Raw genomic sequence first — 20,899 nt, 5'->3', positions numbered from 1 at the left:
CAGATTTTTGCAATGAGACGGCTGCGCCCGTCAAAGGAACAGCCCAGATCTTCGGGCGGTCTTTAGGCGCTGATCCGCTCGATTATTGCGCCGCAATTGGTCAACTTGTCTTCAAGCCGCTCAAATCCGCGATCGAGATGATACACCCGGCTGACTGTGGTTTCGCCTTCTGCCGCAAGCCCGGCGATTACCAGCGATACGGATGCTCTCAGATCCGTTGCCATGACCGGAGCCCCGCGCAACTCCGAAACTCCGTCAATCGTGGCCGTGCGTCCGTCGACATGGATTTTGGCACCGAGGCGCGCAAGCTCCTGAACATGCATGAACCGGTTTTCAAAGATGGTCTCGGTGATCTGGCTGGAACCGCCAGCTTTTGTCATCAGCGCCATAAACTGGGCTTGCAGATCTGTGGGGAACCCTGGAAACGGCTCGGTCGTCACATCAACCGGCTGAATTCCATTGCCGTTCCGATAAACTTTGATGCCCGCATCGGTTTGCGTGATTTCCGTCCCTGCCTGCCGCAATGTTTCAAGGGCCTTGTCTAAAAGGTCTTCGCGGGCGCCCTGCAACAGAACATCACCTCCTGTCATGGCAACCGCCATTGCGTAAGTGCCCGTCTCGATGCGGTCCGGGACGACCGCATGATGCGCGCCATGCAGGCGCTTCACACCCTGGATCCTGATTGTCGACGTGCCCTCTCCCTCGATCTTGGCGCCCATGGCTTTCAGACATTTTGCCAGATCCACCACTTCGGGCTCCCGGGCAGCATTGACGATTTCGGTTTCCCCCTGAGCGAGGGCGGCCGCCATCATGATGGTATGCGTTGCGCCGACCGACACACGGGGAAACTCGATACGCGCCCCTTTCAGACCGCTTGGCGCTTTGACAACCACATAGCCGCCCTCAATCTCGATATCCGCGCCCAGCGCCGACAGGCCGTCGATGAAAAAGTCGACTGGACGCGTTCCGATCGCGCAACCACCAGGCAACGACACCCGCGCCTCGCGCATGCGCGCCACGAGCGGACCAATCACCCAAAAACTGGCGCGCATTTTCGAAACCAGTTCGTAGGGCGCGGTAGTGTCGACGATCTCGCGCGCCGTCAGGTTGACCGTTTGGCCCTCCAGCTGGTGCTGGCCGTTGCGTTTGCCGTTCACGGCATAGTCGACGCCGTGGTTGGAAAGGATATGGGTGAGCTGGGCCACATCGCGTAAGCGTGGCACATTCGACAGTGTCAGCGTCTCATCGGTAAGAAGTGAGGCAATCATAAGGGGAAGCGCCGCATTCTTCGCGCCGGAGATCGGAATAATACCGTTAAGTTCGTTGCCGCCAGTAACCTTGATGATGTCCATTAATCCCACCTTACCGCGCTTTGAAAAGCGTGCCCGTGACGGCGATGCCCGACGCCTAAACCAATCAGAGCCGCGATCTACACGCAAGATGTGGCTCATGCAAGGCAAGCAGCGCAAGCCGGTCCACTGCAGTTGCAAATGCGGCCCTGCGGCCTCAGCCTATTTGGCGGAGGTCTTTTTTGCGGAGCTTTTCCTGCGTTTCAAATTCGCTCTCAAAGCCTGTGCAAGACGGTCTTCACGGGACATGCTTTTATCTTGCTTTTGAGAGGCTTGAGCAGACTTGGCGCTGATTTTGCCATCGATGTTTGCGCGGTCATCCTGTTCAGTCATGCGCCCGTCGCTCCCTCCTGTGAATCCGTGTCGGTTTTAGATACCCAATTCCGCAGCCAAGCACTATCCCCCATCAAGCCGTAGAGGTTATCCACAAACCAGCCCGCAAATGATCTGCTTGCAAACGGCGTCGCAAAGGTGCCTCTCTGGCCCTTTGAAAGCCCGCAGAGGGGCTTCTATCGGCAGACCTGCCGGGAAGCGCACCCCAAAGCGTAAAAAAGCCACATCAACCGCTTGCGTGATGAAAACAAGTGTGGCAAAAGCCGCCTCATTCCGGTCGGCACCGCTTACCGGCAACAGCATTTTAGTCCCCCTCGCCCGCGCGATATTGATGACTGAATTGCACATCGCTGCCGTAGCTCAGGGGTAGAGCACTCCCTTGGTAAGGGAGAGGTCGAGAGTTCAAATCTCTCCGGCAGCACCATACTTCCCCGCCTAAAAACATAAACAATACAATTACGTAACGCCAAAATCTCAATCTATTCCAACCCCGGCGGAGCGGATATACCCGTCAAGTGTGCCTGACCTGTGCCATTTTTCGCCGTCCTCTGGGCTGCCGTCCCGCCCTTCCCCGCACAATTATCTTCATCCATCATTTCAACCGCAGACTGAACCATTGCCTCATTCGCATGCACGTATCGCATCGTCATCTCAATATTTGAATGCCCCATCATCTTCTGCAGCGTCGCCGGGTGAACGCCCTTCCGTGTCGCCATCGTCGCGAACGTGTGCCTCAAATCATACGGCAACACCGGACGGTCCAGTTTTGCCGCCTGCGACGGCTTGAGCATCCGTCCCCGCATGATCCATCGATCCCACTCTTCACCATCTTCCTTCAAGAAAACGAGGTCATCGGCGGGATCGTCCTTGTCCCCGTCCTTACCCGCCCAGACCCACGTCGGACAAGCCCATTTCGCCATCCCCTCTTCCGGCCTCAAATGTGCGGCCTGCACGTTTTACACCACCGCCAAATCCGGCAAGTCCCACTGCCGCAAGGCCCGAGCTCTCGGCACCCACACCAAGCAACACCTCCCCCGCACCGCCTCCGCCTGCAGGTATTTCGAGTCTGCCCCCCAACCCTCCCCTTGAAATCCCCGGCCAAACCGCACACTCTAAGGATGCACCCACACGAAAGGCTGCACTCATGCGCACCCCTGCCCTTTTCGCCGCCGCCCTTCTGCTCACCCCCTCTGGGCCGGCTATCGCCGGCCAATACAACTGCACCACTTACAACGACGGCACCGTCATCTGCACAGGCGGCCCCTCCAACGACATGATCACCATCACAAACCAGAACCTGCGCTCAAATTCCACCGGAAGCGGGGGCTGGGGTTCCGTGGTCCAAGGCATGAACGAAGAGCGCGAGCGCCAGCTTCGCGACCGCGAGCGCGAGCGTCAATACCAGCGCGATCTCCAGAAAATCCGTCGCGATCGAGGCCTCGAATGAAAAAGGGGAGGCTTCTGCCTCCCCTTTACAATTCCCAGATCGGGCTCTGCCCTGTCTCCAGCGCCTCCGTCGCCCGATCTATATCCTCCTGCTCATTCTTCAGGGCCGTCACCACCCACTCGGGCACCTGATATCCGAGGTCGTGCAGCAGCACGACCCTCTCAATCACCTCTTCAACATCCTCATCCCAGAACGTATGCCCGTCAAACGGCAATCCAATCGTGACCTGCCGCGCGTGCTTCAGCTTCTCATGATACTTCTTGAGCTGCGCCTTCCACGTCTTTTCATGCGCCTTCTTCATGTAATCAAAATCATACGGGCTGGGCTTCGGCGGCTTCCAATCATACCGAAAGCTTGCCACGTGCGTCACATACCCTCCATCCGTATCCTCATAGATGTAAAGGTCGCACCCGTAGTCCTCATCCGAAAACCTGCAAAACGCCATCACAAGAACTCCGCTTTCCACTCATACGCCCCATACGGGCCCATCACTTCTTTGCGCGCATCTGGATCAAACCCTGCCGCCCGCGCAACGCCTCGGTTCATCACCATTGCCAGCCTCGGGGCCTGGTCCACCAGCCCCTCAATCCATTCCTTCAGCTTTTCGCCCCCATCCGAGCAGGAGTTGTTGGTGCGCTGGAGACGAGACCTTCCAGTCAGGGCGGAACTCTCTGGGGAAGCAAATACTCCTCGCACAACGCCTTTTTGCGTGCATAATCCATGCTTTCAACCAGATGGAGAGTTTGCATGCCTGACGATGACAAAACCGCCCCTTGGGAAGGCGATAGGGATATGGCGGCCGTGGCGGCCGATCATTTCAAGGACCATGTGGGGACGGAGTTTGAAATAGTATCCGGCCAGGATGCCCAGAGCGTTGTTCTGGTCAGTGTGACGGAAAACGAGGATCATGCCCGGTTGCCCGGACATGCGCGCATGCCATTCTCTGTTCTGTTCAAAGGCGGACCTGAGTTTCAGGATATCGCGGGCCTCGGGTCGGACATGATCCGGAAGGAAGGCTTCGGCAGTCTCGGGCCGCTTCTCGTGACGCGCGTTTTGCCACCCGAACTTGGGCTGAAAGACGCCTATCTCGAAGTCTGTTTCAACTAGATCAGCGGGCGTTAAATCGGGATTGATTTCACGCCCAAAGCTGATCGCTCTTGAAGTGGTCGAGCATCTTTGGGCGATTTCATCTAATCGCCCGATGCTCTAGACCGGCAAACAGAAACCGGAGCCACTTGGCGGAGACCACCGCTGACAAGGGTTTTCCGGAACGTGGGGACATCTGCCGTCTTGGACATCGCACAAGGCGGATTGTTTCAAGTCTTTCTGCGGCCTGCCATGGCCGTGCAATCATAGGGCGCGGCAGGCCCGCGCCTCCCCTCAGGTTCAGCTCAAAAGCCGGTGAAGGCGGAGCGCATCGGGAGATAAACAATGGAAGACCAGTATTTGGGCATGCTTGCATGCCTTGGATTCGGATTTGCGCCGCGCAATTTTGCGTTTTGCTCTGGTCAATTGGTGTCGATATCACAAAACACCGCCCTGTACTCGTTGCTTGGAACAGCCTATGGCGGCGACGGGCGAACCGTTTTCGCCCTGCCCGAGTTGAGAGGGCGCGCACCGGTTGGTTACGGGCAACAGCCGGGGTTTTCACTCTGGCGCCTCGGCGACCAAGTTGGACAAGAATACAAAGCACTCAATATGCTGGAACTGCCTGTTCACAACCACAACTTCATAACTGACTCCAAATCAGTGGTAAGCCAAACTGAATTCCGTGCCTCAACAACGCAGGGGACAAAAGCGATACCAAGCGACGGAGACTATATCGGAGCGGGACCGGCCTTCGGCGCGCCGCAGCCAGCCTATGTTCCCAAGGATTTTGCCGGAACAACAGTAGCGCTGTCCGGAGCTTCCACAACGTCGTCTCTCGATTTGGTTGCCGCAATAGGCTCGACGGGAGGAGGGCAGGCGTTCTCGATCATGCAGCCGGTCCAGGCCGTGAACTGGTGTATCTGCATTTCAGGCATTTATCCATCCAGAACTTGAGGCCTGTTCGCGGTCTTGAAGATTGCAAGGGCCGCAGTTTTTTGCTGTGGCGCTTGCCAAGGATCCGCGGCTGTCGTCAGGCAGGCGTCGCGGGTTCTCTCGCCGGCGCGCCGGATGCCGGCACCCAGTACAGGCGGATTTGGGCCGCGTCCGGCTCCGCTGGTTCCGCTTTAAACCCGTTCATTTTCAGATAGGTCATGAGACCCAGATTCTGCGTCCAGCAAGTGACCGATAGCGGGCATTTCGATTGAACGCATGCCTCCTTCAGGGCATGAACAACTACCTGGCCATATCCCTTGCCTTGCGCTTTCTTGACGAAACCGAGAGACACGACATGCGCGCTGCCGCCTTCCCAATCCAGCGTGAGGGATCCGATCCGCTGGCCGTTCTTCTCGATCACCAGATAGATCGCATTTGGATAGGCAGACCCGTACCCGTTGCTCTGTGCGATCACCTGCATTTCCATGAGGTGTTCGTACTGATCACGCGAAAGGTTTGGATGGCTTTTCAGGTCGGTGTAGCGGTCGTCGACGAGTTTCCGGACAAACGCCGCGTCCACCGGGCGTGCCGGGCGCATCGACAATCCCTTCGGTAGTGCTTTCAGTCCCTGAAGCATGCTGACGCCTTATAAGAGTTAGAATTCAAAAATTAAAACTAGCAATTGCATATGTGGAAAATCAAGGCGCCTTGCGCATACCCGGGATCGCGGCCCGGATAATTGTCCGGCGCAAACTGATTTCACCGAGCAACGCTGGTGAACAGGCTCAAACTTGGTCCCTCGTCAGGGTTGGTTTGTGACGGCAAAACCACCGAACCGGGAAAGTGCAAAAGCTAGGCTTCCCCACTCAATGCAGCCTCAACCGCTTTCGCACAAGCAAGCAGCGTCTCGTCCCGACCGTGCGGCGCAATGAGCATCGCGCTCAATACACAATTTTGGTGCTCAAACGGGAGCGCGATACCGCATCCGTCCGCAACATTGACAAGTGACGGGTTGCGCAAGGCCAGCAGATTCAGACGATTGAAAGTTGCATCATCTTTCAAGGAGTCGATTTCAGGCGGCAGAATTGGTGTTGTCGGCAGGAGAAGGATGTCGTCCCACACCTCTTCAGAAAATGCGCCGATGAACTCTGAGCGGCGATTTAGGGTCTGGCGGTACTGGACAGCTGAGATTTCATCTGCCCGCGCCATCCGCGCATGGACGCGTTGATCGAAGTCCTGGGGTCGGTCCTGAAAACAACGTTCATAGTGCGCCCTCGCCTCTACAGATGTCATGTGCCAGGGCGGCACCTGCCCATAGAGATCTATCGAGACCAATTGTTTTTCGACTATTTCCAGGCCGGATGCCAACAAGCGCTGCCGGAGATGCTCAAACCCTGCGGCAACGACCGGATCCATTTCAGACAAGCCAAAGTTTGCCGGCACAACAAGGCGGCAGGGCCGTTTGTTTACCGGCTGAAGATCTGTGCCCGCCATCACCTGCCAGGCCAGCTCACAGGCGGCAACACTGCGCGCCATTGGACCGAAACTGTCCAGACTGTCTGACAACGGCCGTCCGCCTGTCATTGGAACGGTGCCCTGAGTTGGTTTGAAACCGACTATGCCATTGAACGCGGCCGGTATCCGCAAGGACCCGCCAGTGTCGCTGCCGATCGCAATGTCACAGAGCCCGAGTGCGACCCCAACCGCCCCGCCGCTGGTGGATCCGCCCGGCGCGCAACCGGGAAAAACCGCGTTGAGCGGCGTTCCGAAATGCGGGTTCAATCCAAGCCCGGAATAGGCGAACTCCGACATGTTGGTCAAACCGGCGAAGACCGCGCCCGCTTTGTCCAGACGCGCAATTACCACCGCATCTGAGGTGGCTGGAGGCGCATCCATCAGCACTTTTGCGCCGGATGTGGTTGTTTCCCCCGCGACATCGAAAAGCGCCTTGATCGAGACGATTGCACCGGCAAGCGAGTGTGGATTTTCCGGGGCCGTTTGCGCCTGGTGTTTGCCACGCCGGCGCAAGAGTTTCGTGAACACAGCTTGCGCACCAGGGTCGTTGTCAGCGCGGCTGAATGTGTCACCAAGCCTCTCGAACGCACGATCCGAGCTCCAGGGGAACGATGATGTCATTGTGAGAGGCCTTGCACCAAAAAGAACCGATTTTACGTGGCCGGCAAAGGACAACAAACCATGCCACTGCCCGGCCTCATCGCGGTTTTCTTATGGTTGTTTTCATCTTGCCGCAAGTCCACCTGCAATGGGTGTGAACCATACACTCCTAGATCAATTCAACGGGCACAATGTCGACGATGCCGATGCGCTCGATGGGATCTGCATAAATGCCCCCGTCCTGCCAGTGGCCTGAACCCACAGGTTCACTGTCTACAAGATTGACTTCCTCAAGTGAGGAGCGGGCTACACTCGCCGACAGCAGCGGACCGGTTCCGTCATAGACACTTGCGAGATCCGAAGTGTCACCGGCGGCTTTCTTGATGGCGAGAACGGCGTCGGCTGACCGGTTCTGAAACTCTTGAGAATTTGAAAAGCCTATGAGGATTTCGTGGGCCGCCTGCCCTGTCGCAAACCAGGCGGCAATTTCGCTGCTTGTGTGTGAACGCCCAAGAACGTTTTGGTAAAGCGCTGCGAGGTACGCTTCTGAGACTGAATTCGTCCCGTACAGATTCAAAAACTCCTGTGAATTCGTGAAGCCGGCAGAGGCGGCAAACAGATCCGTCGTCCCCGCACTCATTCCGTCAACCCAGCCGTCAATACCAACCGCGTCCGGAACCCGATTGAATGCAGACTGATACAAACGGATCACTTGATCGACATAGGTCACGGCCTCGTTTGAACCGGCAAGTGTATCCCTTACCCCAGTCAAACTTGTGTTTCCCGTATCAACGAGCGTTGAGAAATTGTCCATCTCGGTCGAGGTAGGAGATCGCAAGAGTATGTGGGCATAGTATTGAGCTATCTGAAGCTCGACCGCATCGGGCGCCGCGACTGTTATGGAAACGGTACCGGTATCTGTTCCGCCATTTCCGTCCGAAACGACGTATGTAAACGTGTCGGTCCCGGAAAAACTGGAACCGGGCGTATACGTGAAGGATCCATCGGAATTGACCGAAACACTGCCCGAACCCGAATAATTGTGTGACTGAACGGACAGAGTGTCGTTGTTGGCGTCGGTGTCATTAGACAAAACACCAGCCAGCGCACCGATGGTTATCGAACTAAAATAACTGGTGCCATATGCATCTGAAACGGCTTGAGGCGCGAAATTGCCTCCTGTCAAATACTGGTCATTGTCAATAAGTGCATCGGCTAGCCAACTCGAATGACCACCGATGCTGGTCGCCCCTGCACTGGTGGAGACTATGCCGATCGCCATCGGACCGTTCGCACCGGTGTAGTAGATCGGTCCGCCGGAGTTGCCGCCGTTTATTTCCAGATTGCTCGCAATGTTGAAGACATCGTCCACCGGGTCCAGGTTCGCCCATCCTGTGTCATAGGTGAGCCTGTTATCGTAGACGCTCGGGTGGCCGAGGACCTCGACAGATCCGCCCGCGTCATTGTAGTCGATACCAAACCAACCGTAGGTGTCGCCCAATGCGACATCCATGGACAATAGGGCAATATCGATCTCGCTGCCTGCCTGTGTGGAAAACCTGTTGTCACCGGTATAGATCAGACCGTCATTGTCGGGGTCGAAATTTGTATAGTAGTCAGCGTATACGGGCTCATAGACAGGTTCATTGAAGTTGTCGTATGGGTCGTATGACGGAATGACTTCGATTGTATCTGCAAGTCCGCCAAGGCGCTCATCGTAAACAACATGCGATGCAGTAAGTACATCGTTCCGTCCGACTAAAAACCCGGTGCCGACATACGTCTGACTTCCCCAGGATACGCGGATAAAAACAATTGCTGTGCCCGGGTAGCTGTCGTCATCGAAGGTGCTCGACATTCTACTCTCCGTCAGTTTTGCAAAGCGTTCGGCAGTTTATTTCGACCGGTTCCAGAAAGCCGAACCGGTTAGTTTCCAAGCTGTTCGGAACGCTATATAGGACGGCTGGTTTGTTAAGTGTGTCCGACAGACAAGAACTCGGATTTCCATTAACAAAACCTTGTTCGCCGACGTAAAGATTTCAATACAACGTCCCGAATACAGTTTCCATTGGCACATCATATCCAGATGCCACAGGCAATGGCGTCCGATACGCTTGCCTGGTTCTCGGCGCTTTCCGAAAAGCCAACGAGAACGTCCGCGCGATCCCATGACCCGTCCTCAAGCCGCGAGAGCCATCCGGCAAGGCCTTCGTCGTCCGCATCGCGGTCCAGCACGTTGTTGTACAGGGCATTTAGAAACACTGCGTCGGTCGTGTCGGCACCATATGTTTCGGTGAACTCGGCCGAGCCGATGAACGCACTGCTCATGTCTTTCAAAGACATCCCTGCATCCATCAGTCCGATGTTGTGGCCGACCCCGGCAGCGTCCGGCGTCCGATCGAACGCGGCTTGGTAAACTCGGTAGCACTGTCCAGCACTGCCATCCGTGTCAAGGCGAACGGTCGCATCGGAGAAAACGACTGCTTCAAAGTCTTTCAACAGATCACGCTCACCGAAGTTGTTGACGTAAACGAGATCATTACAGTCATCGACAAATGCATCTGAAGAATGCAACTCGGTGACAAAGGTGTCGAAACCTGCCCCCCCGACAAAATAGGATGCCGTGTCTGTATCTTGTACCGTGTCGTCTCCGGTTGTACCGGCTTGCTGGTTCAAGATGCGCAGCCCTCCTTCGTTCGGTAGCACGACGATCGTCCCGCCAGTAACACCGTCCAGACCGAGCTGTGTTTCGAACGTGCCGTCATTATCGAGATCCATTTCAAGGGTCGACCCAGTGCCATTCGCTGTCAGCTTGACCTGGTTACCGTTGGAGATCCCGCCAATGTCAATTTTCTCGCCGTATTCGTAGTCGGTGATTTTTTCGCCCGCTGCAATGTCACCTGGTGAAAACACGAAAGTGTCATCACCCTCGCCGCCAGTCAGCGTGTCCGCATCGGCTCCTCCGCGCAGGGTATCGTTACCGGTACCGCCATTAAGCGTGTCGGCCCCTTCTTCACCGGCCAGGTAATCATTGTCTGCACCGCCATTCAGCGTATCATCATCAAGACCGCCATGCAGTTCATCATTACCGGCATCGCCATTCAGCGTGTCATTACCGCGGCCGCCGCTAATCAGATCGGGCCCGTCACCGCCATTCAAAGTGTCGTCGCCATCGCCGCCGATGATCGTGTCGGCTCCGGCAGCTGCAAAGACAACATCGGTTCCTGCCAGCGCAAAAATAACGTCGATCCCGTCCGTACCTTCGTGAAATCCGATGTCTTCCAGGTCAATCATGGTCGCATCGGTTTCAGGCGGCTCAACATATGTCACGTTGGTTTGCGCAGCCTGTTTGATCTTGATCGTTGTTGTCGGGGTCGTGCAACAATTGGCATCGACTTGAAGCTGACCACGCTTGTCGCCGTCAAGAATGATGGTCCGGTCAACGGTTCCGTCCTTGTCAAGGTCAAGCTTGAGCCGCGTCTGATTGTTGGTAGCATCGTATTCAAGCGAAACGTTGGAATCGACGAGCCTGACACCCGTGATGTCGATGTCCTCTTCAAACTCGTAATCTGTTATGCGGTCACCGTCATCCAGAGTGTCACGATTAAAGTCGTTTGGGTAATCTGTATGAAATGAAAACTGGTCTTTACCAGCCCCACCAGTAAGAACATCTGCACCTTTTGTTCCAGATACATAATCGTCTTCATCGGTAGGTGTATTTGTGTTTGGCATCTTCTCCTCCTATGGCTAAAACACATGTTAAAAATACACCTGAGGCCGAATATTTCTGTGCTTCACATCACGGACCTCCCTAAGGGAATGCATTGTTTCTGGAAATTAATCATGGGTTTTAAACGAAAATACCCTTTCGGAACCGGCTACCAACGCCCAAAGTCCAATGAAAACAAACCCAAGGAGCTACGGCGGCCTACGAACAGTCTTCGTTTTGGCATCCGCACTACGCTTCCCTGCCAAAAAATACTGGCGAAACCCGATTCATCCGCCATCCCCGGTTTTTGGATTTTCCCTTATGGAAACTTCGAGCCGGTTCATGCTAAGCGACGCGGATATCGGGGATTTCCTCACCAGTCTTTTAAGGGCGTGCCACATCAGGTGGAGCGTCGCGCCTGAAAACAACAGGATTTGGGCATGCGTGTAGCAATGATCGGTACCGGCTATGTTGGGCTGGTTTCAGGAGCCTGCTTTGCTGACTTTGGGCACGTGGTGACTTGCATTGACAAGGACGCAGCAAAGATCGACGCCCTTAACAATGGCGAGATCCCGATCTATGAGCCGGGGCTGCAGCAATTGGTCGCCAAGAACGTGGATGAGGAACGACTGTTTTTTACCACAGACCCAGCCGAAGCCATCCGGGCCGCTGATGCGGTCTTCATCGCGGTAGGCACCCCGACCCGGCGCGGTGACGGCCATGCGGACCTCACTTATGTTTATGCAGCATCGGAGGAGATCGCCGGCCTCCTGGAAGGCTTCACCGTGGTTGTCACTAAATCCACGGTCCCGGTCGGCACCGGAGATGAAGTCGAGGCGATCATCCGCCGGACGAATCCTGCAGCAGACTTCGCGGTCGTCTCAAACCCGGAATTTCTGCGCGAAGGCGCCGCGATCAATGACTTCAAACGCCCCGACCGAGTGGTCGTCGGGACGGACAGCGACGAAGCGGTCAAGGTCATGCGCGAACTCTACCGCCCGCTGTATCTCAATGAGACACCTATAATAGTGACAAAACGCCGTACATCGGAGCTGATCAAATACGCGGCCAATGCTTTTCTTGCCGCGAAAATCACTTTCATCAACGAGATTGCAGATTTGTGCGAGGCCGTCGGTGCAAATGTGCAGGAAGTGTCCCGCGGCATTGGCCTCGACAATCGGATCGGTTCAAAATTTCTTCACGCGGGCCCCGGTTATGGCGGCTCCTGCTTTCCAAAAGACACGCTTGCTCTTTCGCGGATCGGGACGGATGCCGGTGTTGAGCTGAAAATCGTCAATTCGGTCATCGAAGTGAATGCGGCACGGAAGAAGAATATGGCCGACAAGGTGATCGAGTTCATGGGCGGGGACGTCTCCGGCAAAACCATCGCCATGCTCGGCTTGGCCTTCAAACCGAACACGGATGATATGCGTGACGCCCCGAGCATCGACATTGTGTCCAAGCTGCAAGCGTCCGGCGCGCACATTCGCGCTTTTGATCCGGCCAGCATGGGCGAGGCCGCGCACATCATGGAAAATGTATTGTTCTGTGACGGCCCCTATCACGCAATCGAGAATTCGGAGGCCCTTGTGATCGTCACCGAATGGGACCAGTTCAGAGCGCTTGATCTTGACCGGGTGATTTCGAGCTTGCGGGTGCCGAACGTCATTGATCTACGGAATATCTATGACCCCGGCGACATGACCGCCCGCGGGTTCCGGTACACCAGCGTTGGACGTTCGTACTAGCGCCGTTCCCGTAGCCTTCAGCCTGTAACAATTCCTTACTCGTTCCGCCACAATCCCTAACGGGCTTGTCAAGCGCACCCCGGGCACATGCGGATCATTCAAGGCTATTTTTTCCAATATGCGTCAATCCGCCACACTTGATAGTAATCGTTCGAGGGTGGCTCAAGGCTCAAAATATTCTTTCTCCGGCTAATTATCACCATGCCAAAACACTCAAGGTATGAGTGCACACGGCAAAGCATCAAGTGTTCTCAACAGCTTTGGCGGAAACTCTCGTATTTTGGGAAAAACTCAAATCTGGGCTCGGAAATTTTCACCAGATTTTCCCCGTTATCCTCACCGGATTTCTTGACAGATATATCAAAGCAAAAATCCGGATAAATCGCTGTATTTCTAACAAGCACCTCTTCTGCACTCGGCAAGAAAATAGCGTTACTTACCTCTTGCTGAATTTTTCATTGAAAAAACCGTTAAAAATTTCCAAAAACCAAAAAATTGGTTAACAATGGTTAACGTAGGCGGACGACGGAAGCCGATCAGATCAGGAAAGAATCGGAAACCTGACAGGCGGCAGTCGAAGCGGTAGGGGCTAAACTATGACGACTTTCAGACCCAATGTTGGAAAACGTCCTCCCGGACCCAAGCGGGAGCGTTCATGTTCAACCAACTTCAATAATCCAGCGTCTTAAGCTTACTCAACAACAATACTGGCACGTGCAATGCCCCAACTAGCGGCCACAGAACCGCATATGACCGGTGCTCGTTTTATCGACGGCTCCGGAACAACTCATCAGCGGGTGTGTGTTTGACCGCTATCCTTTCTCTAGGAGGCGAAACATGCAATTACAAAGATCCACCGGTTCGGACAGATGGGACCGCGTAAAAACAAAACTAAGAGCTGAACTCGGCGACGACGCATTTTTCAATTGGTTCGGCCGTGTAAACCTTGAAGAAAACGACGGAGCGACAGTCAAGCTGTCGGTACCGACAAGGTTTTTGAAGAATTGGATCCAATCCAATTACAATGACCGGCTGGTCGGCCTGTGGCAGCGCGAGTGTGGCAATGTAGACAGGATCGAGTTGGTCGTTCGGGGAGCCTTGCGTCCACGCCCCAACTTCTGCGCCGGACCGGTCTTCGGCAGTCACAGCATCCCCGGAGAACACGCAAACGCAAACCGGCCCCATCAAACCATAGCAACCTTGCGTTCTGGCCTTCGCCGCGCGAGCGCCACCGACATTGCAAAAAATGCTGCCGCAGACCTGGTGCAAGGCGCGCCCCTTAATAGCAAATTCACGTTCGATACCTTTGTTGAAGGCAACTCAAACGGTTTGGCGTACAGCGCGGCACAGGAGATCGCCCGTAATGATGCAAGCGAGCTTGATGTTCTGTTTGTCCGCGGCGGCGTCGGCTCCGGTAAGACACACTTGCTTCAGGCGGCTGCGGCAGCAGCACGTGCGCGCGGCAAGAAGGTTATGTATCTGACCGCAGAGTACTTCATGTATCAATTTGTGCCTGCACTCAGAACCCGAATGTTCAATGCGATCAGGTCTTCCCTTGATACCCTAGATGTCCTTTTGATCGACGATATTCAGCTTCTTCACGGAAAACAGCTTCCGCAGGATTTCCAGAAAACGGTTGAGATGCTGTTGGCTGCCCCGGCACGCATCATCGTGGCGAGCGACCGTGAGCCGTCGGACTTGGTGACGGTGTCGTCCGAACTGGTCGAAAAGCTGTCCGGGGGCTTAACCGCCTCCATACAGCCCGCGGACTTCGACCTGCGCAAGGAGATTCTTCAGGCACGGTTGAGAGCTGCCCAACGGCACTACCCGAGCTTTGAACTGCCGGACGCCGTGGTGAACTATATCGCCCGTTTTGTTGTCAGCTCAGGACGGGATCTTGAAGGCGCAATGAACCGGCTGCTGGCACAGAGCCAACTGACCAAACAGGCCGTGACGCTCGATATCGCGGAAAAAACGCTCCACGATCTGGTTGGCACGCTCGAGACCCGCTCGGTAAAGATCGAAGACATTCAGCAGACCGTTTGCAAACACTACCACGTAGCACGTGCCGACCTCCTATCCTCTTGGAGAGCGCGAACCATCGTCAAGCCACGGCAAATCGCCATGTATTTGTCGAAGGTCATGACGTCGCGGTCTCTGCCGGAAATCGGCCGGCGCTTCGGCAACCGCGACCATACCACTGTTCTCCATGCAGTCCGGAAAGTCGAGAAACAAATCAAAACCGACAAAGGATTGCAGCAGGAAGTCGAGCTTTTGAAGCGGTTGGTTCATCCCTAAAACACATTTTCTAGGCCCGCGTAAAACCCATTTGCGGGCCTAGACGAATGGAAAACTCCCTTAAGTTTTATTTCAAAGTTTATTGCAACCATTAACTATTTGTAAATATTAACGTAGCGTTTACCAATAATTCGAGTTAGTCTCCCTACCCGTGGGGCAAAAGATAATGCGGGTCTGAGAAAATGAAGCAGGAATACCTGCCCCAAAGCGACGGGTGCTACGAAACGCGAACGGATAGCGGTCCATTAATGCGGGTTCATAGCCCCGGGGGATCGTTAGGAAACTCCCAAAAAATACAGCGGCGAGATGCGCCAACCAGTGCAAACGATGATGTGCGCTCCCTGCATCAGTCCAAAGCCACTCCATTGTCAAAGCGGATGGTGGACATATTCGGTGCCGGCATGGGCCTGGTGCTGCTTGCACCACTGCTGCTGCTCATTGCAGGTGCAATCAAGGCGACCAGTCGGGGCCGTGTTTTGTTCCGCCAAAAAAGACTGGGTCAAGATGGCAAACCGTTCGTCATCATGAAGTTTCGCACGATGCGTCTTGATGCTTGCGACCCGACCGGGGTCAGGCAAACACTCCAGGATGATGAGCGCGTCACTCCCGTTGGTCGTTTTCTCCGCCGAAGCAATTTCGATGAACTTCCACAGCTCATAAATGTCCTGCGCGGCGACATGTCACTGGTCGGGCCGCGCCCACATGTGGACGGCATACTCGCAGCAGGCGTCCCTTACGAGAATTTCGATCGTCGCTATCATCAACGCCTTGCAGTCAAGCCTGGCATTACCGGCTGGGCTCAGGTCAATGGCTGGCGCGGCGAAACACGCGACCCGACATCCGCAAGTATGCGATTGCACTGCGATCTTTACTACATCGAGAACCAGTCTCTGACGTTCGACCTGGAGATCCTGGGCCGCACCGTTGTGCAGGAATTTCTTTCCTGTAGCGGTTCTTGAGCTCGGCGCTCAACTCGAGATCAATTCAAAGATCCGAAGCAGCGCAAATTCGTAGCCCTGCGCCCCGCAGCCTGCGATGACCGCATCCGCTCGGCTGGACACGTGGGAATGATGCCGGAACGCCTCACGTTTGTGAATGTTAGACAGATGGACCTCGATCACGGGCATTTCGCAGGCGCTTAGCGCATCCAGAATGGCAATTGAAGTGTGTGTGTATGCGGCGGGATTTATCACAATTCCAGCCGCCTCGGTTCGAGCCTGCTGGATCCAGTCGACCAAGTCCCCTTCAGAATTGCTTTGCCGAAAAACCAGATCAACACTCTCCGCGTCGCAAAGCTGGCGGCAGCTGGCTTCAATATCGGAAAGCGTTTCCCGGCCGTAGATGTCTGGCTCGCGCTGACCAAGGAGATTGAGGTTTGGTCCATTCAGCACATAGATGGTTTTCGGCATGTCGATTCTGTTTCCTGTGTTTGCAGTTCATTTAGAACAGGAAAAGCGCCAGAAACAAACGGTCAAATCCACGCTAAACCGTCAGCTTCGAGCAAGACAGCAGAGCTATTGTTGGTATTGGACCGCAAGGTTTTTAGGATTTATTTACTATAAATCGTGGATGATACGCGTGTAATGAAGTAGAGATGAGTTCCATGGTTCGTTTGCGTAAGCCGTTGGCCAGCCCTCAAGATTTTGCCGAAGCGATTAAGGGCTACGAGCACTACCCGCCCGAGCTAATTTACAAGTTCCTGCTTGAACACTATGTCGTCGATCTCGACATGCTGGCCGCGTTTTCGCGGCATTTGAAAACGCTTGAAGCCACCCGGCTTGCACAACAAGCTGAGCTCACGGCCGCGACCGACACGCGGATCGTCGCCTAACAGTCGCCAGAACCTAGCCGATCGCAGTTACGTCTTTGTTGTTGCCGTCCTCGCCGCCCGGAGCACCTTGCCAGATTTTCTGCCGGTTGCGGATTTCACGCGGCGCAGGCCCAAAATATGTCGCGGTTTTGATGAAATCACGCGGGTGCAGGATAACACTTGAAACCCGCTGATAGAGCGACTTTGCAGATATCGGCTTGGACAGGAGCTCGTGGACCCCCAAACGCCGGGCTTCAACAATGCGGCTCCGTTCCGTGTGGGCCGTGACCATGATAATTGGAATGTAGGCAAACGGATTGTTTGGCGTGCGGATCATACGCACCATATCCGCGCCATCAAGGATCGGCATGACCCAATCCAGTATGAGAATGTCCGGGTTCGCCCGGTCCATCGCCTCCAGTCCGGAAGCGCCGTCCTCTGCCTCAACAATCCGACGGGCGCCGAACCCCTGCAGCATGGTGCGCAGGATAGTCCGCATATAGGCGCTGTCTTCAACCAGCAGAAATGTCAGCGAAGCAAGATCAAGACTCACTGTGTCCTCCGTGTTCAGCGGGGCAGCAAATCATAGAATTCTGAAAAGAGAGTTATTTCACAAGAGCGAAAGCACAATTGGCTCAGATTACACGCAAAGGTAGATGTCTGTCTTCGTTAATATTTACGAGTAAGTAATGCTGCGAGGGTTTTCCGGAGTGTCCGCGATTGAATTAACCCGCTGTTTAAACTTGGCATGCTTTTTAGCTCCACATTCAATGACTTACGTATCTCGCGACCCCAGGATGTCGAATGGCCAAGCGCAAAAATGACCATACGGAAGAAAACCTGGTTTTTGTGCCTGATGCACCAGCTCCACTGGATGGAAGCCGTGGCTTGCGCGAAAACCTCTTGTTGTGGTCGGGGGTCGGCCTTGTCTTTATCGCCGGCAGCATGGTTCTGACCGCGGCACTAGGTTAGACAATAGCGTCTTTCCTGCATCATACTGGCCGATAGGCCTTGAACAACGCGACGCATCCTATGAGCCGGATATCGACATTCTTGAACCGGCTCAAAAGTTCTGTTTCCAGCCCCTCGCGCGTATCGGACATGTTCCCGAAGATGCCTTTCTTGTTGTAGATTCGCATCAGCTTTTCTGCCAGAAACCCTCGTGGCGCATCGCCCCGAACAATCGTTGAGCCAAAAACAATTGTTTCCGGTTTTAGATGCGGACGCATAAAGTCAAATATACGAGATTTGTCCGCCATTGTTCCGGGCAGACAGTGCAGCAGGTAATTCAATCCGATTGACTTAAATGTGCCGAGTTCTGCTGGCCATGGGGTCAGGGCGTCTGCCTGAACCAATTTTGGATCAAACCGCGCCAGCCGCTTGTCAGCCACATCAAGGCAGGATCGATTTGGATCAAACAGGGTTATATCCGGACGCACAGACGCGAAATCTGCGGTATCGAGAAAATAACCGGTGCCAACTCCGATATCGAGATGCTGCTCTGATACGTTCTCCTGGTAATGCTCGACCAGATTCCGGCTCGGACAACGCCACAAAAACCGATTTGAAAACCCCAGAACCAATGCATCATAAACTCTGAGGGACTTTTCGCTATAAACCGCGTAACCAGCTCGGTTTTGTTCGGGAAACGAATTCATCTGCGATCTCTACTTCTGCCTGTCCTCCGGCAGATCATCGTCTTCAAGAATGCGCCATTTGGCGCCTTCAAGATCGTCGTACTGGCCACTTTTCAATGACCACAAAAAGGCGATCAACCCCAATAGCCCCAGAAAGATAGCGATCGGAATCAGATAAATCAGGACGTCCACGGGACGCTTCTCCTTGCACGAACAACCTTTGGCGGGCGCACACGCCCTGTTACCCGGAGGTATGGTGCCCTATGCGCAAGCGCAAGGCGTTTGCGGTCACGGCCAGCGAGGAAACCGACATGGCAACAGCTGCCATCAGCGGCGTGACAAAGCCTGCCACTGCGATGGGTACGGCTACGACGTTGTAGAGCGCTGAAATCCAAAGGTTTTCCTCTATCGCGCGCCGGGCCCGTTTCGATATGCGAAGCGCATCGCTAACCGGGACCAACTTGTCCCCAAGGAACACGGCATCCGCAGCGGCTTGACTGAGATGAACTGCCGTGACCGGCGACATCGAGACATAGGCCCCGGCCAGTGCGGGGGCATCATTCAAGCCATCGCCGACCATCAGAACTTTCCGGCCCTCGGCCTTCAATGCATCAAGGCGCGCAATCTTTGCAGCAGGCTGCAACTCGGCCCGCCACTCCGCAATGTTCAGCTCTTCGGCAACCTCCTGTACCGCGCCGGTCCGGTCTCCTGACAGAATTTCAACCCGGTAGCCATTGCTGACAAGCCGCGCGACCGTTGCCGCGGCGTCTTCGCGCAGCTTTTGGCGCATGGGCAGCACTATTGGTTCCGTGTCACCGCTACGAACGGCAAGCAACGATGCACCGGGGAATTCGCGAAGAACCGCCTCCACATTTTGCTCTGGTACATTACAGAACGAAGGACTGCCCAATCGCAGAATTTGCCCGTCATGGGTTGTCTCGACGCCTGCACCGGACACTTCGGTAACAGTCTCGAATGGCACCAACGCGCCGGTTGCCTGAACCAGCGCCATCGATAGAGGATGCCGGCTGGACAATGCGAGACGGCCAGCAAGAACCAAACGTGCATCGCTCAGGTCAGGCACACTACATAACTCGGGTTCTGCTGTGGTCAGCGTGCCTGTTTTGTCGAAAACGATGGTATCTGCTTCGGACAAACGTTCAATCGCATCACCGGAGTTGAGCAGGATCCCCGAGCGGAACAGTTGCCCGGATGCGACGACCTGAACCGCTGGCACAGCCAAGCCCAGCGCGCATGGACAGGTGATGATCAACACCGAAATGGCAATCACAAGAGACGGTTGCCATCCAAGCCCGAACAGGACCCATCCGGCAAATGTCAAAGCCGCGGCCGCATGGACCACCGGCGCATAAAGCTGTGCTGCCCGGTCCGCGATCCGCACATAGGCAGACTTGGCTTGCGCAGCCGTTTCCAAAAGCCGGTTGACTTCATCGAGCAATGTGTTCCCGGATGCTGCCGAAACACGCACTTTTAGGCTGCCTTGACCATTTAGCGTCCCGGCATAGACCAGGGTGCCTTGAGCAGCACGCACGAGGCGGCTTTCACCAGTGACGAGACTTTGATCGATTTCTGAATGTCCGTCTTCAACAATGCCATCGACCGGGACACGCTCACCGCTGGTAACCAACACGAGGTCGCCGGCCATTATCTTTGACAGCGGAACTTCACGGACCACGCCATCAGCATCGATACGTCCGGCAACCTCTGCCTTGAGTGCAGCAATGTTTTCGGCAAAAGACCGCGTCCGGCCGCGCATGTTGTGGTCGAGATACCGGCCGACAAGCAGAAAGAACAGCAGCATCACAGCCGATTCAAAATAGACCTGATGTTGATGCTCAATGGTTTGAAACAGTGACAAGGCGACAGCGAGAAACACTCCGATCGAAATCGGAACATCCATATTGAGGCGGCCACCTCGCAGGGCCGAAAAGGCACTCTTGAAAAACGGCTGACCGGCATAAGCAACCGTTGGCAAGGCAATCAGCGCCGAAATCCAGTGAAAGAAGTCGCGGGTTTCAGGGGTGATATCGGTCGCGTTTCCGGACCAGACCGAGATCGACAGCAGCATCACATTCATGCCCGCAAAACCCGACACGGCCATGCATCTGAGCAATTGCCGGCCGGTCTTGTCCTGCCGGTCCTTGTTGCTGGCAGGGTCAAAAGGATGGGCTTTGTAGCCAAGCCTGGACAAGGTGGCGACAATATCGTCAGCAGCTGTCTGCTGCTGGTCCCAGTCGACCGCCAGCCTTTGGTTGGTCAGATTAACCCGCGCGGTCTTAATGCCCGGCAGGTGTGACAGTCCCCGTTCGATCTCGCCCATGCAAGCCGCACAGGTGATGCCCTCGACCGCCAGATCCATATGGACCGAACCGTCATCCAGAGGCGTTACAAAAGCATCCCAATCGCGCAT

Annotated in this window: 20 protein-coding genes and 1 tRNA gene; 9 read left to right on the top strand and 12 right to left on the bottom strand. The window is 55.1% G+C overall.

From position 1 onward, the window contains the following. Positions 1-62: 62 nt before the first annotated feature. The gene (murA, locus tag JM93_RS14790; RefSeq protein WP_145344858.1) at positions 63-1,352 is read right to left on the bottom strand and encodes a UDP-N-acetylglucosamine 1-carboxyvinyltransferase; all 1,290 of its coding nucleotides are present in this window, start codon (positions 1,350-1,352) and stop codon (positions 63-65) included. Between the two features lie 679 nt (positions 1,353-2,031). Here murA and JM93_RS14785 point away from each other — a divergent pair. Continuing rightward, positions 2,032-2,106: transfer RNA gene (locus JM93_RS14785), tRNA-Thr, on the top strand. A 55-nt stretch (positions 2,107-2,161) separates the two neighbouring features. Here JM93_RS14785 and JM93_RS14780 read toward each other — a convergent pair. Next, entirely contained in the window at positions 2,162-2,602 is a 441-nt protein-coding gene (locus tag JM93_RS14780; RefSeq protein WP_145344855.1) for a tyrosine-type recombinase/integrase, read from the bottom strand. A 224-nt stretch (positions 2,603-2,826) separates the two neighbouring features. On the opposite strand from JM93_RS14780, the gene JM93_RS14775 reads away from it, so the two are divergent. Further along, a complete protein-coding gene (locus JM93_RS14775) occupies positions 2,827-3,129 on the top strand; it encodes a hypothetical protein (protein WP_145344853.1) in 303 nt (100 codons plus the stop codon). 25 nt (positions 3,130-3,154) lie between these two features. Here the strand turns inward: JM93_RS14775 and JM93_RS14770 are convergent, their stop codons facing one another. Further along, the gene (locus JM93_RS14770; protein WP_145344850.1) at positions 3,155-3,595 is read right to left on the bottom strand and encodes a hypothetical protein; all 441 of its coding nucleotides are present in this window, start codon (positions 3,593-3,595) and stop codon (positions 3,155-3,157) included. A gap of 281 nt (positions 3,596-3,876) precedes the next feature. On the opposite strand from JM93_RS14770, the gene JM93_RS14765 reads away from it, so the two are divergent. Next, entirely contained in the window at positions 3,877-4,236 is a 360-nt protein-coding gene (locus JM93_RS14765) for a DUF6916 family protein (RefSeq protein WP_145344847.1), read from the top strand. 324 nt (positions 4,237-4,560) lie between these two features. Continuing rightward, positions 4,561-5,172, top strand: coding sequence for a phage tail protein (locus JM93_RS14760; protein ID WP_208995195.1), 612 nt, complete (start codon positions 4,561-4,563; stop codon positions 5,170-5,172). A gap of 76 nt (positions 5,173-5,248) precedes the next feature. Here JM93_RS14760 and JM93_RS14755 read toward each other — a convergent pair whose 3' ends face one another. From JM93_RS14755 to JM93_RS14740, 4 genes are all read right to left on the bottom strand, one after another. Further along, positions 5,249-5,788 carry a GNAT family N-acetyltransferase gene (locus JM93_RS14755; RefSeq protein ID WP_145344844.1) on the bottom strand — a complete coding sequence of 180 codons (540 nt, stop codon included), beginning with the start codon at positions 5,786-5,788 and terminating at the stop codon, positions 5,249-5,251. A gap of 215 nt (positions 5,789-6,003) precedes the next feature. Continuing rightward, positions 6,004-7,287, bottom strand: a complete 1,284-nt coding sequence (locus JM93_RS14750) for an amidase family protein (protein WP_145344840.1) — start codon at positions 7,285-7,287, stop codon at positions 6,004-6,006. 148 nt (positions 7,288-7,435) lie between these two features. Then, positions 7,436-9,124, bottom strand: a complete 1,689-nt coding sequence (locus JM93_RS14745; RefSeq protein WP_145344837.1) for an Ig-like domain-containing protein — start codon at positions 9,122-9,124, stop codon at positions 7,436-7,438. A 218-nt stretch (positions 9,125-9,342) separates the two neighbouring features. Next, on the bottom strand, positions 9,343-10,998 hold the full coding sequence (locus JM93_RS14740) for a DUF4214 domain-containing protein (RefSeq protein WP_145344834.1): 1,656 nt from the start codon (positions 10,996-10,998) through the stop codon (positions 9,343-9,345). Between the two features lie 417 nt (positions 10,999-11,415). Between JM93_RS14740 and JM93_RS14735 the strand changes: the two genes are divergently transcribed. The 3 genes from JM93_RS14735 (at position 11,416) to JM93_RS14725 (ending at position 15,980) form a co-directional block, all read left to right on the top strand. Next, positions 11,416-12,723, top strand: coding sequence for a UDP-glucose dehydrogenase family protein (locus JM93_RS14735; RefSeq protein WP_145344831.1), 1,308 nt, complete (start codon positions 11,416-11,418; stop codon positions 12,721-12,723). Between the two features lie 837 nt (positions 12,724-13,560). Beyond that, on the top strand, positions 13,561-15,021 hold the full coding sequence (gene dnaA / locus JM93_RS14730; RefSeq protein ID WP_145344828.1) for a chromosomal replication initiator protein DnaA: 1,461 nt from the start codon (positions 13,561-13,563) through the stop codon (positions 15,019-15,021). Positions 15,022-15,353: 332 nt separating this feature from the next. Continuing rightward, positions 15,354-15,980, top strand: coding sequence for a sugar transferase (locus JM93_RS14725; RefSeq protein ID WP_244300849.1), 627 nt, complete (start codon positions 15,354-15,356; stop codon positions 15,978-15,980). A gap of 9 nt (positions 15,981-15,989) precedes the next feature. On the opposite strand, the gene aroQ is transcribed toward JM93_RS14725, so the two are convergent. Beyond that, complete coding sequence (aroQ, locus tag JM93_RS14720; protein ID WP_145344825.1) at positions 15,990-16,430, bottom strand: type II 3-dehydroquinate dehydratase; 441 nt, start codon at positions 16,428-16,430, stop codon at positions 15,990-15,992. Positions 16,431-16,624: 194 nt separating this feature from the next. Here aroQ and JM93_RS14715 point away from each other — a divergent pair, with 194 nt between their 5' ends. Beyond that, a complete protein-coding gene (locus JM93_RS14715; RefSeq protein WP_145344822.1) occupies positions 16,625-16,852 on the top strand; it encodes a hypothetical protein in 228 nt (75 codons plus the stop codon). A gap of 13 nt (positions 16,853-16,865) precedes the next feature. Here JM93_RS14715 and JM93_RS14710 read toward each other — a convergent pair whose 3' ends face one another. After that, the gene (locus tag JM93_RS14710; protein WP_145344819.1) at positions 16,866-17,384 is read right to left on the bottom strand and encodes a response regulator; all 519 of its coding nucleotides are present in this window, start codon (positions 17,382-17,384) and stop codon (positions 16,866-16,868) included. Positions 17,385-17,635: 251 nt separating this feature from the next. Between JM93_RS14710 and JM93_RS21760 the strand changes: the two genes are divergently transcribed. Then, positions 17,636-17,803, top strand: coding sequence for a hypothetical protein (locus JM93_RS21760; protein ID WP_155197384.1), 168 nt, complete (start codon positions 17,636-17,638; stop codon positions 17,801-17,803). A 20-nt stretch (positions 17,804-17,823) separates the two neighbouring features. Here the strand turns inward: JM93_RS21760 and JM93_RS14705 are convergent, their stop codons facing one another. The 3 genes from JM93_RS14705 to JM93_RS14695 are packed head-to-tail and all read right to left on the bottom strand — an operon-like array spanning position 17,824 to position 20,899. Next, positions 17,824-18,489 carry a class I SAM-dependent methyltransferase gene (locus tag JM93_RS14705; protein ID WP_145344814.1) on the bottom strand — a complete coding sequence of 222 codons (666 nt, stop codon included), beginning with the start codon at positions 18,487-18,489 and terminating at the stop codon, positions 17,824-17,826. A gap of 9 nt (positions 18,490-18,498) precedes the next feature. After that, the gene (ccoS, locus tag JM93_RS14700) at positions 18,499-18,660 is read right to left on the bottom strand and encodes a cbb3-type cytochrome oxidase assembly protein CcoS (protein WP_145344811.1); all 162 of its coding nucleotides are present in this window, start codon (positions 18,658-18,660) and stop codon (positions 18,499-18,501) included. A 49-nt stretch (positions 18,661-18,709) separates the two neighbouring features. Continuing rightward, positions 18,710-20,899 (bottom strand): cation-translocating P-type ATPase, encoded by a 2,190-nt coding sequence (locus tag JM93_RS14695; RefSeq protein ID WP_155197386.1) that lies wholly within the window; start codon positions 20,897-20,899, stop codon positions 18,710-18,712.

Source organism: Roseibium hamelinense, from assembly GCF_007830545.1.
Lineage (GTDB): Bacteria > Pseudomonadota > Alphaproteobacteria > Rhizobiales > Stappiaceae > Roseibium > Roseibium hamelinense.
Note: the sequence above shows the minus strand (reverse complement) of the source record. Positions and strands in the feature narration are given on the sequence as shown.